This is a genomic window from Marivita sp. GX14005, assembly GCF_023370775.1.
Taxonomy (GTDB): Bacteria; Pseudomonadota; Alphaproteobacteria; order Rhodobacterales; family Rhodobacteraceae; genus Marivita.
This window is the reverse complement of the sequence record NZ_JAMCCQ010000003.1, coordinates 372,876-387,795: the sequence shown is the minus strand read 5'-3', so window position 1 is coordinate 387,795 and position 14,920 is coordinate 372,876. Positions and strand designations below refer to the sequence as shown.

General features: G+C 66.2%; 12 protein-coding genes, 1 tRNA gene, 1 pseudogene and 1 CRISPR repeat array. Of the genes and pseudogenes, 10 read left to right on the top strand and 4 right to left on the bottom strand.

All coding sequences use genetic code 11. The annotated features are described in order from the left end of the window. Positions 1 to 211: 211 nt before the first annotated feature. A pseudogene (gene lipB / locus M3465_RS11995) lies at positions 212 to 913 on the bottom strand (lipoyl(octanoyl) transferase LipB); the annotation flags it as partial. 161 nt (positions 914 to 1,074) lie between these two features. Between lipB and M3465_RS11990 the strand changes: the two are divergent. The 10 genes from M3465_RS11990 to cas2e all read left to right on the top strand — a co-directional run bounded on the left by M3465_RS11990 (position 1,075) and on the right by cas2e (position 9,495). Continuing rightward, a tRNA-Leu gene (locus tag M3465_RS11990) sits at positions 1,075 to 1,161 on the top strand. 178 nt (positions 1,162 to 1,339) lie between these two features. After that, positions 1,340 to 3,805: a CRISPR-associated helicase Cas3' gene (cas3, locus tag M3465_RS11985; protein WP_249501983.1), complete on the top strand. Its 2,466-nt coding sequence runs from the start codon at positions 1,340 to 1,342 to the stop codon at positions 3,803 to 3,805. An 80-nt stretch (positions 3,806 to 3,885) separates the two neighbouring features. Continuing rightward, entirely contained in the window at positions 3,886 to 5,361 is a 1,476-nt protein-coding gene (gene casA, locus M3465_RS11980; RefSeq protein WP_249501982.1) for a type I-E CRISPR-associated protein Cse1/CasA, read from the top strand. Continuing rightward, positions 5,358 to 5,846 (top strand): type I-E CRISPR-associated protein Cse2/CasB, encoded by a 489-nt coding sequence (gene casB, locus M3465_RS11975; protein WP_249501981.1) that lies wholly within the window; start codon positions 5,358 to 5,360, stop codon positions 5,844 to 5,846. Before casA ends, casB begins: the two co-directional genes overlap by 4 nt. Then, positions 5,843 to 6,913, top strand: coding sequence for a type I-E CRISPR-associated protein Cas7/Cse4/CasC (cas7e, locus tag M3465_RS11970; protein WP_249501980.1), 1,071 nt, complete (start codon positions 5,843 to 5,845; stop codon positions 6,911 to 6,913). The genes casB and cas7e overlap by 4 nt, the downstream gene beginning before the upstream one ends. Further along, a complete protein-coding gene (cas5e, locus tag M3465_RS11965) occupies positions 6,906 to 7,607 on the top strand; it encodes a type I-E CRISPR-associated protein Cas5/CasD (RefSeq protein WP_249501979.1) in 702 nt (233 codons plus the stop codon). Before cas7e ends, cas5e begins: the two co-directional genes overlap by 8 nt. Further along, complete coding sequence (gene cas6e, locus M3465_RS11960) at positions 7,604 to 8,278, top strand: type I-E CRISPR-associated protein Cas6/Cse3/CasE (protein ID WP_249501978.1); 675 nt, start codon at positions 7,604 to 7,606, stop codon at positions 8,276 to 8,278. Before cas5e ends, cas6e begins: the two co-directional genes overlap by 4 nt. 3 nt (positions 8,279 to 8,281) lie before the next feature. Then, positions 8,282 to 8,977: a type I-E CRISPR-associated endonuclease Cas1e gene (gene cas1e / locus M3465_RS11955; protein WP_249501977.1), complete on the top strand. Its 696-nt coding sequence runs from the start codon at positions 8,282 to 8,284 to the stop codon at positions 8,975 to 8,977. Between the two features lie 42 nt (positions 8,978 to 9,019). Continuing rightward, positions 9,020 to 9,214: a hypothetical protein gene (locus M3465_RS11950; protein ID WP_249501976.1), complete on the top strand. Its 195-nt coding sequence runs from the start codon at positions 9,020 to 9,022 to the stop codon at positions 9,212 to 9,214. After that, entirely contained in the window at positions 9,211 to 9,495 is a 285-nt protein-coding gene (gene cas2e / locus M3465_RS11945) for a type I-E CRISPR-associated endoribonuclease Cas2e (protein ID WP_249501975.1), read from the top strand. Before M3465_RS11950 ends, cas2e begins: the two co-directional genes overlap by 4 nt. 61 nt (positions 9,496 to 9,556) lie before the next feature. Beyond that, a CRISPR array of direct repeats spans positions 9,557 to 12,269; the repeat unit is 29 nt; unit sequence GCGTTCCCCGCACCCGCGGGGATGACCCG. Between the two features lie 72 nt (positions 12,270 to 12,341). Here cas2e and M3465_RS11940 read toward each other — a convergent pair. Genes M3465_RS11940 through M3465_RS11930 form a run of 3 tightly spaced genes read right to left on the bottom strand, consistent with a single transcriptional unit; the run spans position 12,342 to position 14,897 of the window. After that, entirely contained in the window at positions 12,342 to 13,277 is a 936-nt protein-coding gene (locus M3465_RS11940) for an AEC family transporter (protein ID WP_249501974.1), read from the bottom strand. Between the two features lie 16 nt (positions 13,278 to 13,293). Then, positions 13,294 to 14,094, bottom strand: coding sequence for an MBL fold metallo-hydrolase (locus M3465_RS11935; RefSeq protein WP_249501973.1), 801 nt, complete (start codon positions 14,092 to 14,094; stop codon positions 13,294 to 13,296). Further along, the gene (locus tag M3465_RS11930; RefSeq protein ID WP_249501972.1) at positions 14,094 to 14,897 is read right to left on the bottom strand and encodes a TatD family hydrolase; all 804 of its coding nucleotides are present in this window, start codon (positions 14,895 to 14,897) and stop codon (positions 14,094 to 14,096) included. Before M3465_RS11930 ends, M3465_RS11935 begins: the two co-directional genes overlap by 1 nt. Between the last annotated feature and the right edge of the window lie 23 nt (positions 14,898 to 14,920).

Sequence of the window (14,920 nt, the reverse complement as noted above, 5' to 3'; positions counted from 1 at the left end):
TGATATCGATGAGGCACAGCTCTGGCGGGCTGAACCTGTCACTCCGATGCTCTTTTTAGAGCGGGCGATCCGCAGCGGCAACGGATGTATTTGACGCAGATCAAACTTTATTGTCGCAGTTCATGCCTTGCAGCCTCTCGATTTCGATTCGCTTCGGCCAAACTGGGTTTGGAAGATGAAGGAACGGTTGATGTGCAGCAGTGCCGTTGCGTCAACGCTGCAATGCGGCGTCCCTGACACAGTGCGACGCGCCTGTCGCGCCATCGCCGAACACATCCTCGAATGTTCGCCGCAGCGCGACATCGACGTCTTCCATCGTCACCGGCAATCCCAGATCGACAAGCGACGTGACCCCGTATTGCGTGATGCCGCATGGCACGATCCCGTCGAAATGTTCCAGATCCGGCTCGACATTGATCGAGATGCCATGAAAGCTGACCCATTTGCGCAACCGGATACCGATTGCCGCGATCTTGTCCTCGGCCCGCGTGCCGTCCCCCAGCGCCGGTTTGTCCGGCCGCTCGATCCAGACGCCGACGCGCCCGTCGCGGATATGCCCCGTCAGCCCGAACTCTGCGAGCGTGGCGATCACCCACCGTTCGAGATCCTGAACGAAGCACCGCACATCGCGCCCGCGCGCGCCCACATCGAGCATCACGTAGACAACGCGCTGCCCCGGACCGTGATAGGTATATTGCCCGCCGCGCTTGGTCTCGAACACCGGAAACCGCTCCGGATCCTTCAGATCGGCCGGTTTCGCGCTTGTGCCGGCGGTATAGAGAGGCGGATGCTCCAGAAGCCAGATCAATTCCTCGGCCTTGCCCGCCGCAATCGCCGCCGCGCGCGCCTCCATCGCGGCAACCGCCTCGTCATATTCAGTCAGCCCGCCGGAAATCCGCCATTCAACCACTGTCGCGCCTGTCGCATTGGATTTGCTCGGTCCTTCTCACCATGTCGGGCGCCATTTTGCAATATTCGACGCCGATGAAAGCGAGTGCCAAAATTCGGTGCGTTTTTGCTCTTGCCCCGCTTTGCCCCATTCGCTAATCACCCGCCTACCAAGTCATCGGCAGTGCGGTCGTGGCGGAATTGGTAGACGCGCAGCGTTGAGGTCGCTGTGGGGTAACTCCCGTGGAAGTTCGAGTCTTCTCGACCGCACCATTCATCTTCAAAAGTATCGCAACGCTCATCGCGTCCGCTCCTGCGTCTCCGGCTCGCTGATCGACGGTTGCCGAACCTGTCGATGCGAGGTTGCGCGGGGGGCCATTGCCGGGGTTGAACCTTTTCGAAACCTGCGATCTTTTCCACCGGGTCTGCCTTGCTGGAAGTCTCGGACGATATGGAACAAATCTTAAACGACTGGCCGGGAAAAAGCAGCGATACGCCGGGCGGGCCGGCGCATCCGGCTGTCTATCACATGCTCGATATCGCGGCCGTGGCGGAGGTTTTGCTGGAGAGCGAAGCGTTTTCGGGCGATCTGCGCGATGCGGTGGTCCTCTTTGTCGCGTTACACGATCTGGGCAAGATCGGCGCGAAGTTTCGCGCCATGATCCAAACCGGCGCGCCGCAGGGCGCCTATCGCCATTGGCAAGTGACCGAAGCCTTGCTCGACCATCACAGGGACAAGCTCTTCGATCGGCTCGGCGGCGATCCCGATGCGCATTTCCAACTCTACGCCGCAACCGCCGGTCACCATGGAAGGCCACCTTCGGCAAATACCGAAGACCTGGTCGATATTGCGTTTGACGCGGGCGGTAAGGCGCGCAGCGATTCCGGTGCGGTAATCGACGCGTTTTTCGAACTTTGGCCCAGAGCGTCGCTGGGGGGCTTGAGCGCTCATGATGCGGTCGCGCTCAGCTGGTGGGTGCCGGGCCTTGTGACGGCCGCGGACTGGATCGGCTCAAATACACAGTGGTTTCCCGCCTGCGCTCCGGGCCCCGATCCTTCGGCCTATCTCGGACTTGCGCGCAAGAAAGCGCGCCGCGCGGTCGCCGAAGCGGGGTTGGAATGTCCATCGCTGGCAACCGAACCGCTATTCGATTTCCCGAAACCGCGCCCGATGCAGCTTGCCTGCAGCGAAATCGCCATGCCGGAGGGTCCGATGCTGGCGGTGATCGAGGACGAAACCGGCGCGGGCAAGACCGAGGCCGCCCTGATGCTGGCGCAGAGGATGATGGCGGCGGGCAAGGGCAGGGGGCTCTACATCGCGCTGCCGACCATGGCGACGGCGGACGCGATGTTCGGCCGGGCGGCCGAGGCGATCGGAAGGCTTTATAACGGCGCGCCCAGCCTGACCCTCGCGCATGGCCGGTCCGGCCTGTCCAAAGCGTTCGCCGATCTTGTAGGGCGTGACGCATCCGGTTCGGGCGGTCCGGCCTGTGCGTTGTGGCTGGCCGACAATCGCCGGCGCGCGCTGCTGGCCGATGTCGGCGTCGGCACTGTCGATCAGGCATTGCTCGGCGTGTTGCCGACGAAATTCTCGACGCTCAGGCTTTACGGGCTGTCCTCCAAGATCCTCATCATCGACGAGGTGCACGAAACCGGCGATCCATACATGACCGAGGAAGTGGTGCGCCTGTTGCAAGCGCACCGGATGGCGGGCGGCTCCGCGATCCTGCTGACGGCGACGCTGCCCCTTGCCTTGCGCGCGAGGCTGATGAGCACCTATGGCGGCGTAGAAAGCGATCCGGCGTTTCCCGCGCTGAGCATCGCGGGCGGCACGGCGCGACGTGATTTTCCGCAAGAAACCGGGCCGCGTGGTCCGGTGCAAATCCAGCGCATGTCATCGGCCGGCGAAACGGTGGCGTATCTGGCCGAGGCGGCGCGCATGGGGGCCGCCTGCGTCTGGGTGCGCAATGCGGTGGATGATGCCATCGCCGGGGCCGAGGCGCTGCGTGCCGCAGGGGTGGAGGCCGACCTGCTTCACGCCCGCTTTGCACTGATTGATCGCAAGCGTCTGGAGGAGGAAGCGCTGGAGCGTTTCGGCAAGAACCGCGCGGATCGCCCCGGCCGGGTGCTGGTCGCTACTCAAGTGGTGGAAAGCTCGCTCGATCTCGATTTCGATGTGATGGTTAGCGATCTTGCCCCGGTGGCGGCCCTGGTGCAGCGGGCCGGCCGGCTCTGGCGTCACATGGACCGCCGCCCGGCAAAAACGCGCCCGGTTGCCGCGCCGGTGTTGCATGTGCTCGCGCCTGATCCGGAAAAGGTCGATAGCCCGCATTGGCTGTCACAGGTTCTGGAGGGCGGAGCCTGGACTTACAACGCGGCGGTGCAATGGCGTTCCGCCAAGGCGATCTTCGAGGCGGGCGAGATCCGTGCCCCGTCAGGTTTGCGCGCTCTGATCGAGGCGGGCGAGGCGGATTGCCCGGTGCCGGAACCCATCGAGGCGGCGGAATCCGAGCGGCGCGGCGCGGGCTTTGCCCAGGCCAATCACGCGCGGCAGAACCTCGTCTCGCTGGAGGACGGGTTTCGCGCAGCCGCCGCAGGCGCGGCGGACACCGATTACCCCACGCGTCTCGGTCAGCCGCAACGTATCCTGCTGCTGGTGCGCTGGCAGGACGGCGCATTGGCGCCATGGGCCGAAGACGCCTCCCTCGGTGCGCTGCCGCTGTCCGAAGTGCAAGCCTCCGAACGCCGGCTCGCCGCGCTGGATCTGCCGGATCAGACAGACAGCGCAATCGCCGCGCTGAGTGCCGACTGGCCCGACTGGAAGCACAACAGCGTCACGATCTGCCCCGTGGCCCAGGATGGGACGATATGCGAGGGGTTGCGATATGACAAAGATGCAGGGCTATTATTCTTTTAGAAAGAACTCACTAGCCTGTTGACACAACCATGTCGTGTATGGCCTGATGTCCACAAAAATGCAAGGGTCCGGGTTGGAGCATGGAGCAAGGAACAGGTCTTAATCTTCTGAACGATCGCTGGATTCCCGTGCGTCTCAAAGACGGCGCATCGCGGGTGATCGCGCCTTGGGAAATGATCGATCCCGCAATCGCCGCGCCGGACTGGCCGCGCGCCGATCTCGATCTGGCCTGTTACGAATTGCTGATCGGGCTGATTTTGATGGCCGCCCCGCCCGAGGATTTGAACGCCTGGCGCGCCGGGCTGACCGCCGAAGCGCTGCGCGACGCGCTATCGCCCTTCGCCCCGGCCTTCAACCTGACCGGGGATGGCCCGCGCTTCTTGCAGGAACTGGGCGGGCTGGAGGGTGAAGCGATTCCGGCCGACAAGCTTTTCATCGACTCGGCCGGGGCAAGTTCGGCAAGAAAGAACGCCGATCTCATGGTGCGGCAGGGTCGCTATGCCGCGCTGCAACCGACGCTCGCTGCCATGACGCTTTACACACTTCAGGCGTTTGCACCGGCCGGCGGGGCGGGTATCCGCACGTCGATGCGCGGCGGAGGGCCGATGGTCACGTTGGTCGATCCGGGAGAAGGGCTCTGGCCGCTCGTTTGGGCGAACGTGCCTTACGGCATTCCGGCCAGCCCGGAGGATCTGCCCTGGATGCGCCCCACGCGCCTGTCGGATGGCAAGGGCGATACGCAGACCTATCCCGAACACGGCCACAAGGTCGAAGCGTTTTTCGGTATGCCGCGTCGGCTTTGGCTGATGCAGGACGAAGACGGTGCCATCACGGGCGCGATTCAAAAACCTTCGGGCACGAATTACGCCGGCTGGCAGCATCCCCTCTCCCCCTATTACCGGGTGAAAGAGGGGGCCGAGCTTTTGCCGGTCCATCCCAAACCCGGCGGGTTCGGCTATCGCAACTGGCTTGGGGTGGTCGCCAATGTCAGGGACGCCAAGGACGAGAAGCGTCGTGCGCAGGCGGTCGAAACTTGGCAGGAGCGCGCGCGTCTGCGGCGCGGGCCGAAGTCAACCCTGATCGTGGCGGGCTGGGCGATGAAGAACGCCACCCCGCGCAGCTTTCTCCACTCGGTCCAGCCGCTGCTCGATCTGCCGAACGGGCGCGAACGACCGGTTGAGCAGATGATCTCCGTGGCCGACAAGGTCGCCCAGGTATTGCGCGGCGCGATGGGTGCGGTGATTGCATCGGGCGAGGCGCGCGACGCGGTCCGGGAGGAGTTCTTTGTCCGCACGGAGCCGGGCTTCCTCGCGCGGATCGGCGATCTGGCGAAAGAACGGCTGCCGGAGGATTTCGCCGAAACCTATATCGCCGATCTGCGCCGCACGGCGCTGGCGCTTTTCGACGCGCGCGCCGTTCCCACCATTGATGCGCGCAGTTCAAAGCAACAGGCAGAGATCGTCAGGGCGCGCCGCAACCTGCTGGCCCTCGGTCCGAAGAAGTTTCCCGATTTCGTATCTACGGTCGGCCAATTGCAGCAAGAGGAACCGGCATGAGCACCCAAGACACCATTTCAAGCTGGTGGCACAGCTATCTGGGCAAGCGCGAGGATGCCGCCGCGCGGGGGCTGGCGGCACGGCTCAGGCGCGCGGCTTCCCCGGTCGATGTGGCCGCGGAACCCGCGGTTCATGTGCTGGCCCAAAGGCTGCGCAAGCAAGAGCAGGTTATCCCCGTTGCGCGCATTCTGGCCGAAATCCGGGGCGATACGAAGGAAACGCTGGCGCGCCGTCTGGGACCGGGACTGAAAGAGCCGGCTATCTCGAATGCGCGGTTCGAACGGCTGATCCGTAGCGAGCATGACGCGCTCGTTTCGGCGCTGCGGCGTGTTCTTCCCGCGGTGGATCGGCGTTGCAATGTCGGCCGGCTCGGGGCGGACCTGCTTTATTGGAACGAAGATACCCGCATCCGTTGGACCTTCGACTACTACCACACCGACATGCCCGGAACGGCGAGCCGGGTTTCACAGGAGACGACCGAATGACGACCTTTCTGCAATTCCATGTGCTGACCGCCTATCCGCCCTCGAATCCGAACCGTGACGATGCCGGCCAGCCCAAGCAGGCCCATGTCGGCGGCGCGCCTCGCCTTCGGTTGTCCTCCCAATCGGTCAAGCGGGCGCTTCGGGAAAGCAGTTATTTCATGTCCGATCTGGCGGGTCATCGCGGCACGCGGACGAAGCGGCTCCATGAAAAGCTGCGCGAGGCGCTGATCGCCGACGGGATTGAGGGCGACACGGCGACGAAAGCCGCCGGGGCGGTGGCGGAGATCTTCGGCAAGCTGGAGGATGCGCCCAAGGATCACCCCGACGACAGGGTCGCCAGCACATTGGCGTTCATTTCTCCCGACGAGTGGAAACTGGCCGAGGATCTCGCCGCCGCCCATGCGAGGGGCGACGACCTGCCCAAGGAAAAAGACTTGAAGAAGATGGTCCTTCGTCATGCCGACGGGGCGGTGGATATCGCGATGTTCGGGCGCATGCTGGCTGCAAATGCGGACTTCAACCGCGACGCGGCGGTGCAGGTCAGTCATGCGATCACGACCCACGCGGCGATGGTGCAGGATGACTGGTTCACCGCCGTGGACGATCTCAACAAGCGCGAGGATACCGGAGCGGGACATTTGGGAGACAACCCGTTCGGCTCCGGTGTGTTTTACCTATATGCGTGCGTCAATGTCGATTTGCTGACAGAAAACCTCGCCGGAGATCGCGAGCTGGCCGCGCGGGGCGTAGACTCGCTGGTCCGGGCGCTGGCGACGGCGACGCCGCGCGGCAAGCAGAACAGTTTCGCCCATCATCCCCGCGCGATCTACCTGCGCGCCGAGACAGGCAGCCAACAGCCGCGCGATCTGTCGGGGGCGTTCTTTACACCGGTCAAGGCGAACAATCTCGAAACCGGATCGGTGCGCGCGCTGGAAGAGATGGCCCAAAAGATCGACCGCGCCTATGGTGCATGCTGCGATGCCTGCGCAGTGATGGATGTGCACGAGGGCAGCGGCAGTCTTGACGAGGTCGCCGGTTTCGCCCGCAAGGCGGTGCAGGATGGCTGACATGCTGGTCTTTACCCTGTCGGCGACGCTCGGCGCGATGGGGGAGTTCGCAGGTCACGAACGGCGCGGATCGCTTGCATGGCCGGGACGCTCCGCGATCCTCGGCCTGATCGGCGCGGCGATGGGCATCCGGCGCAACGGCGATTTCTCCGCGCTCGATGATCTGGGCATGGCGGTCGCCATCTTCGACGCCGGCACGCCACTGCGCGACTACCACACCGCGCAGACCGTGCCGAGCGCCGCCGTCAAGCATCCACAATCGCGCCCCGAAGCCCTCAGGCGTGGGCGCACCCGACTCAACACCGTGCTGACAAGCCGCGACTATCGCATGGCGCCGCTTTATGGCGTGGCGCTCTGGGACGGACCCCTGGACGAGATCAAGGCCGCGCTGGAAAGGCCGGTATTCCAGCTGTATCTCGGGCGCAAATCCTGCCCGCTCTCGGCCCCGCTCGCCCCGCGCCGCATCGAAGCCGGCGAGCTGGAGGATGCGCTGGCGCAGCTGCGCCTGCCGCCCTGGCGCGAAGGAGCCGTCGCGCGGCAGCTCGTGGCCGATGAAGGCACGCTGCAAGGCGCTGTGACCGAGCGGCGCAACGATATGCCGCTGGACCGCGAACTCTGGCATTTCGGCCCGCGCCAGGTCTCCATCGCCCCGGTCGAGATCCGACCCGCGCCCCATGCGGAGGCCGCGCCATGACGCTCTATCTCTCGCGGCTTCAAAAGCGCCGGGACGTGTCGCTCGACGCCGTGCGCGCGCTCATCGAACCGCCGGAGGCGGGGCGGCGCAGCGATGCCGATCACCGCCTGCTTTGGTCGCTTTTCGCCGGTGATCCCGCGGCCGAACGTGATTTCCTCTGGCGCGCGGACGGGCAAGGCGGCTATCTCGTCCTCTCGGCGCGCCCCCCCGGCAACGCCCCTTTCTTCGAGCCGCCCGAAACGCGCGCTTTTGCCCCCGATCTGCGCGCGGGCGACCGGCTGGCCTTTCAACTGCGCGCCAATGCGACGAAGGATCGGGCGGGCAACGGCAGGGGCCGCCGCGTCGACGTGGTGATGGACGCGCTGCACGGCGTGCCGAAGGATCAGCGCGCCGCGCAGCGCATGGACCTTGCCCGGCAGGCGGCACAAACCTGGCTGGAGGGGCAGGGGCAGCGCGGCGGCTTTGCCCCGGACGAGGTTTCGGTAGAGGACTATTCGGTCCTCCAGATGCCGCGATTGCCCAACCGAAAGGGGCGCCCCCGCTTCGGTGTGCTGGATCTCGTGGGAACGCTTAACGTCAACGATCCCGAGACGTTTCTCGCCCGGCTCGGCCAAGGCTTCGGCCGGGCCAAGGCGTTCGGCTGCGGACTCATGCTGATCCGGCGCGCCTGACCGATGAAAGGGTTGCCGCCGCCCAAGCCGATCCCGCTCAAGGATCGTTCCTCGCTCGTGTTCGTGGAGCGGGCGCAACTCGATGTGCGGGACGGGGCTTTCGTCGCCGTCAATGCCGATGGCACGCGCACCCATATCCCGGTCGGCGGCTTGGCGGGCGTGATGCTGGAGCCGGGTGCTCGGATCAGTCATGCGGCCGTCGCGCTGGCCGCGCGCACCGGAACGCTCGTCACCTGGGTCGGGGAGGCCGGCGTGCGGCTCTATTCCGCCGGACAACCGGGCGGGGCGCGCTCCGATAGGCTGCTCTGGCAAGCGTCCATCGCGCTCGATCCTGCCGCACGGCTGCGCGTGGTGCGCGAGATGTACCGGATGCGGTTCGGCGAGGATGCCCCCCAGCGCCGGTCCATCGACCAGCTGCGCGGGATCGAGGGCGTGCGGGTGCGCGAAACCTATGCGCTTCTGGCGCGGCAGCACGGCGTGGACTGGAAGCGCCGCCGCTACGATCCCTCCGACTGGGAGGCAGGCGATGTGCCCAACCGCTGTCTCTCGGCGGCGACCGCCTGCCTGCACGGGTTGACCGAGGCCGCTGTGCTCGCCGCGGGCTACGCACCCGCCATCGGCTTTCTGCACACCGGAAAGCCACTCAGCTTCGTCTATGACATCGCCGACCTCTACAAGCTGGACACGGTCGTGCCGTAGGCGTTCCGCGTTGCCGGGCAACACGCGCGCGGCAAGCTCGACATGCCGCCGGACCGCGCCGTGCGGCTGGCCTGTCGCGATGCGTTCCGCCGAACGCGGCTGCTCGACCGGATCATCCCGCAGATCGAAGCCGTTCTGGCCGCCGGAGAACTGCCGCGCCCCGATCCGCCGAAAGAGGCGCTCGGCCCGGCCTTCGAGGACGACACGCCGGGCGGCGACGCGGGCCATCGCGGATGATGGTCGTGGTCGTCTCCAACGCGCCGCCCCGCCTGCGCGGCCGCCTCGCCGCATGGCTGCTCGAGGTGCGCGCCGGTGTGTTCGTCGGCGCTTATTCGGCCCGCACCCGCGAGCGCATCTGGGAGCAGGTCGAGGCCTGGATCGAAACCGGCGACGCAGTGATGGTCTGGAAGGCGCCAACCGATCAGGGCTTCGACTTTCGCACCGCCGGACGCAACCGGCGTATGCCGGTGGATTTCGACGGGTTGAAACTGGTGAGTTTTCTACCCCGAGAAGGGTGAAATCCCCGGTACGTTCTTTGACATTGTGATTTTCGTGGTGCATCAATTGCTTACAGCAAGAGCGTTCCCCGCACCCGCGGGGATGACCCGTATACCCATCCAGAAACCAGACCCCTTTACAAGCGTTCCCCGCACCCGCGGGGATGACCCGCGTCAGCCATCATTGCGAGCGTGCTTGTCTCCGCGTTCCCCGCACCCGCGGGGATGACCCGGCCGTGCGGTCTTACGGGCGGGAAATCCGGCCGCGTTCCCCGCACCCGCGGGGATGACCCGCGACGTTCCTTCGTGCCAGCAGCGCCCGCCCGGCGTTCCCCGCACCCGCGGGGATGACCCGCGAGGTGCGGCGGGCATGGGTCAAATCGCTGGGCGTTCCCCGCACCCGCGGGGATGACCCGGTCGGTCTGGAATTGCGCTTCGTAGCTGGCAAGCGTTCCCCGCACCCGCGGGGATGACCCGGCCCCACTGGAACGGACCATCGCCTTGCACGGGCGTTCCCCGCACCCGCGGGGATGACCCGGCGCGTGAAGCGCTGCTGCCGCGTCTGGTCGAGCGTTCCCCGCACCCGCGGGGATGACCCGTCGAATGTCATGTTATCCAATCCTCAGAGAGAGCGTTCCCCGCACCCGCGGGGATGACCCGCGAACGGCACGTTCTGGTTCCCGAAACCGGACGCGTTCCCCGCACCCGCGGGGATGACCCGAGGTAGACCACCAGTCATCGGACGGCACCATGGCGTTCCCCGCACCCGCGGGGATGACCCGTCTGCGCCAGCTTCTGTCACGAGCCAATCAATGCGTTCCCCGCACCCGCGGGGATGACCCGATGGCTCGCCGTATTTCGGATCGTCCATAATCGCGTTCCCCGCACCCGCGGGGATGACCCGCGTCAGGCTCACATTCCAGCCCAACGAAGTAGGCGTTCCCCGCACCCGCGGGGATGACCCGGGCAATCAGGTTCCGGGCCGGTTCTTTGTCACGCGTTCCCCGCACCCGCGGGGATGACCCGTGAACGCCACCGCGCGGGCCGCGCAATTCCCAGCGTTCCCCGCACCCGCGGGGATGACCCGATCCTGACCGATATAGCCGGAATGCGGAACCCGCGTTCCCCGCACCCGCGGGGATGACCCGTGGAAGGGGCCAAGCGGGTTTGTTGCGCTCGAGCGTTCCCCGCACCCGCGGGGATGACCCGCTGCGGTCCAGTAACGATCTTTCACACACAGGGCGTTCCCCGCACCCGCGGGGATGACCCGGCAGAGGCGGAACGTGACGCCGCATGGAATGAGCGTTCCCCGCACCCGCGGGGATGACCCGACGCCGCAGAGCTTCTACAACTGGAAGGCCAAGCGTTCCCCGCACCCGCGGGGATGACCCGCATGACTGCCCCACGGATGCTCCAATACACCCGCGTTCCCCGCACCCGCGGGGATGACCCGGTCATCAAGTGGGTGATTGACGAGGCGGCAGAGCGTTCCCCGCACCCGCGGGGATGACCCGGACGTCTGCAATAGCTCGCTAAAGCTGCCTTGGCGTTCCCCGCACCCGCGGGGATGACCCGGCCGGATAGGTCGAATGTGCCTTCGATGGCGTGCGTTCCCCGCACCCGCGGGGATGACCCGGCGGAGGCCAGACGGCGGCGCATTATGGGGCAGCGTTCCCCGCACCCGCGGGGATGACCCGGATTGGGTTGGCGTTAGCATGGTCCGCAACCTGCGTTCCCCGCACCCGCGGGGATGACCCGTGACCCGCGAGGTTCTTGTGGAGGGCTGGGCCGCGTTCCCCGCACCCGCGGGGATGACCCGATCAATGTCCCACTCGGCAAATTCTGCCACCTGCGTTCCCCGCACCCGCGGGGATGACCCGGCAAATCACGCCAAGCGCTTTGCGGTCGGAATGCGTTCCCCGCACCCGCGGGGATGACCCGGCCTCGCTGACCTCCGACCCATCAGCGGGGCCGCGTTCCCCGCACCCGCGGGGATGACCCGGTGCAAGCCTCGGGGCTGACCTCGAACGTCACGCGTTCCCCGCACCCGCGGGGATGACCCGCCCGCCGTGTTGGTGCGAACTTGCTTAACATGGCGTTCCCCGCACCCGCGGGGATGACCCGGCGCGTTGCCTCGCCCCATGTCGCGCGTTCTGGCGTTCCCCGCACCCGCGGGGATGACCCGCGGCTCGGAACGGATGGGTTCGAGCGGCTTTCGCGTTCCCCGCACCCGCGGGGATGACCCGGCGGCTTGCATGTCAAGCCGGTGATCGCATGTGCGTTCCCCGCACCCGCGGGGATGACCCGGGCATCGCGCTGCTATCGGTCGATGCGTGGAAGCGTTCCCCGCACCCGCGGGGATGACCCGCGAACATCTGCGACGAACAAATTGCGCTCGACGCGTTCCCCGCACCCGCGGGGATGACCCGAATTGAGGCGAGGTTCAGTAGCGCAGGGTAACGCGTTCCCCGCACCCGCGGGGATGACCCGTATCACTAGTCGAATTGGCCCCGCCGCCGCCTGCGTTCCCCGCACCCGCGGGGATGACCCGGCCGAGACTGAAGCCGCCGATGCCGCTAAACAGCGTTCCCCGCACCCGCGGGGATGACCCGATCACGATCCATAGGCCGAGGCCCGAAAGCCAGCGTTCCCCGCACCCGCGGGGATGACCCGCCGGACACGTCCCAGATGCCCGCGCGGATCGCGCGTTCCCCGCACCCGCGGGGATGACCCTACGCATAGGTATCCGCGCCAAGTCATGCTGCCGCGTTCCCCGCACCCGCGGGGATGACCCGGCAATGACCAACGCAGCAATCATCACCGCCGCGCGTTCCCCGCAACCGCGGGGACGGAACCGTGAGCGACGGTCACGGCAGGGCAGCGAGCCAGAGCCAGACGGTCACCACACAGAGCGCATGGGCCAGCAGGACCGAGGAGGCCGCGACGCGGCGGGCGCGGCCGTACATGTCGGCGAAGACGTAGCTGTTGATCCCGGGCGCCATTGCGGCCGTCAGAACGGCGCTGCGGAAAGCGCCGTCCTCCAGCGCGAAGGCAGAGCCGAGTGACCAGGTGATCGCGGGATGCAGCACGAGGCTGACCGCGCACACGAACAGGATTACGCGCATATCGCCCTCGGGCCGGTAGCGAAAGAGCACCCCGCCCATCGCGAAAAGCGCCGTCGGCAGGGCGGTGCGCACCATCATGTCGAGCGCGTCCGACAGCGGCGCTGCCAGGGACAGCCCGGCCAGGTTGAAGAGCGCGCCCAGCACGATGCCGATCACCAGCGCGTTGCGGAACATCGCCTTGAGAACGAGCCTCGGCACATTTCGATTCGGCTGGCGCGCGGCGCGCGCGCGGACGATCTCCATGGCCGTGATGCCCAGCCCGTAGCAGAAGGGCGAATGCAGAGCGACGATGGCGAAATTCGCATCCAGCGCATCCGCGCCATACGCCCGTTCGGTGATCGCGAGACCAAGCAGGACCGAATTGGCGAAAAGGCAGCAAAAGCCGATCGCCACCGAATCCTCCCAATCGCGGCCAAAGAGGAAGCGCGCGCCGAGAAGGCCGGCGAAGAACCCCGTAAGCGAGCCGGAATAGAAGCTCATCAGCAGCGGGATCGAAAAGCTGCCCTCGAAATCGAGCGTCCAGATCGCGTGGAACAGAAGGCAGGGTATCGCGATCTTCTGGGTGAACATCATCAACCCATCCACCGTTCCGGCGCTGAGGATACCGCGCCAGGCGACCGCATAGCCAAAGCCGACAAGGACGAAGACCGGCAGGATGATCTCGATCAGCGCCTGCATCACCGCAGCCTTTCGATCAAAGCGGCAGCGTGATCACCATACCGTCATAAGCCGGGGTGATGTGCTCGGGCGTTTCGGCCGAGACCGTCGCGTAGTCGAGATCGATATGCATATTCGTCAGAACGCCACGGCGCGGTTTTGCCCGCTCCATCCATTCGAGCGCCTGCGCCAAATGCGCGTGCGTTGGATGCGGCTTGCGGCGCAGCGCGTCGAGCACCCAGGTATCGAGCCCGGAAAGATGGCTGTGCCAGACCGGCTCGGGGATCTCGGCGACATCCGGCAGATAGGCCAGATCGCCGATGCGGAACCCCAGCGCGTCGATACTGCCGTGACCCACGCGGAACGGATCGAGCGTGAGCGGTCCGCCATCGCCGGCGACCGTCACAGGCCCGTCGATCGTGTTCATTTCGAGGATCGGCGGATAGGGGCTGTCCGAAGGTTGCACGAACGCATAGCCGAAGCGCGAGAAGAGATCGTTCTGCGTGTCGCCATCGGCCCAGACCTGCAGGCGGTGCTTCATGTTGAAAACCACCATGCGCAGATCGTCGAGCCCGTGGACGTGATCGGCATGGCTATGCGTGTAGACCACCGCGTCGAGAGTGCCGACCCCGGCGTCGAGAAGCTGCGCGCGCATGTCCGGCGAGGTGTCGATGAGAACCCGCGTGGCGCGGCCGTCCTCCACACGCTCCACCAGCATGGAGCAGCGGCGGCGGATGTTGCGCGGATTGGCCGGATCGCAATCGCCCCAGATCCCGCCGAGCCGCGGCACACCGCCCGAAGAGCCGCAGCCCAGAATGGTGAAGCGCAGCTCGCTCATCACGCGGCGGCCTTGTATTGCGCGGCCTTGGTGAAGAGCCGTTCGAAATTGGCCTCCGTCTGCGCGGCGAAATCGGCGTAGTCCATGCCGAAGATCTCCGCCCCCATGCGCGCGGTGTGGGCGGTATAGGCCGGCTCGTTGCGCTTGCCGCGATGGGGCGGCGGGGCGAGATAGGGGCTGTCGGTCTCCACCAGGATCCGATCGACCGGGGCGGCCGCGAAAATGTTGCGCAGCTCCCCGCTCTTGGGGAAAGTCGCGATGCCCGACATCGACAGGTAGAACCCCAGATCGAGAGCGGCACGCGCCAGTTCGGCCGAGGATGAAAAGCAGTGCATGACGCAGCTATAGGGCCGTGCCCTGAACCCTTCGGTCAGGATGCGCGCCATGTCCTCATCGGCGGCGCGGGCATGGATGATGAGCGGCAGTCCGGTTTCCTGCGCCGCCTCGATATGCACGCGCAGCGATTGCTTCTGCACGTCGGCGCTGTCGCTGGTATAGTGGTAATCCAGCCCGGTCTCGCCGATCCCGACGAATTTCGGATGCCGCGCCAGCGCGACAAGGTCCTCGACCGTCGTCATCGGCTCCTCGGCGGCGCTCATCGGATGGGTGCCGGCGGCGTAGAACACCGGCTCATGCGCTTCGGCGATGGCGCGCACCTGCGGCTCCACCCGGAGCCGGGTGCAGATCGTCACCATGCGCCGCACGCCGGCGTCCAGCGCCCGGGCGATCACCTCGGGGCGTTCATCGTCGAAATCGGGAAAGTCGAGGTGACAGTGGCTGTCGGTGATCTGCTCTATGCTCATGGCCGAGATATCGGCAATGCGAA